This is a genomic window from Frankia sp. CcWB2, from assembly GCF_977927585.1.
On record NZ_CDWRCM010000116.1, the window covers coordinates 6,222 to 6,956 of the forward strand.

Consider the following 735-nt stretch of genomic DNA (forward strand, 5'->3'; position numbering starts at 1 on the left):
CCGGTCGCTGCGCCTGGAAGTCGCCGGGGTCGGCTGCAACGTCGCCCGCGGGCTCGCCGCGCTGGGCAGCGACGTGCGACTGGCGTCCCTGGTCGGGCAGGACGACGCCTATGCACAGGACTGGCTCACCCGGGCGTCGATCGTGTTCTGCTCGGCGGAGAACCTCACCGTACCCCCCGATGCCTTTGCCCGGCAGTTGCTTGCCCGGGGACCGGCACGGATCGTGGTCGTGGGTCTGGGCGCGCGGGGTTGCCTGCTGGCGGTGGCGGACCGGCCGGTGCGCGCTGTCGCGGCGGTCGCACCGCTGGGCGTGGTGGACACAACCGGCGGGGGTGATGCGCTGTTCGCCGGGTTCCTGCACTACTGGCTGGCCACCGGCGATCCCGACCGTGCCATCGACCGCGCGGTGCTTGTCGCCGGTTGGACGGTCGGTTTCCCGGGCACGGGCCACCATCCGACCGGCGCCCAGATCCGTGCGCTGTATGCCGGCACCTCCGCCAAGTCCGGATGAGCTCACGCGCGGCGCGGACCGGTGTCCCGCCCGGGTGGCGTGCGACTCTCAAGCGACAGCAGCAACGGCGAGGAAACGCTCGAGCCGACGTGAAGTGATCACGATGGCACGGTATCGTCACTCACAGGTCGAGAGGCGCTGCAACGGGCCCAGGTCCGCCACGCTCGGCCCGCACCGTTCAGTAAGGGCGCCTCCCATAACCGGGAGGTGGTCTGATGGCAGGG

Annotated in this window: 1 protein-coding gene; it reads left to right on the plus strand. The window is 71.4% G+C overall.

The genetic code is table 11. From position 1 onward, the window contains the following. Nucleotides 1-511 (plus strand): carbohydrate kinase family protein (locus ACY45C_RS13385; RefSeq protein WP_462187941.1); only part of this gene is annotated, 511 nt, incomplete at its 5' end. Nucleotides 512-735 lie beyond the last annotated feature (224 nt).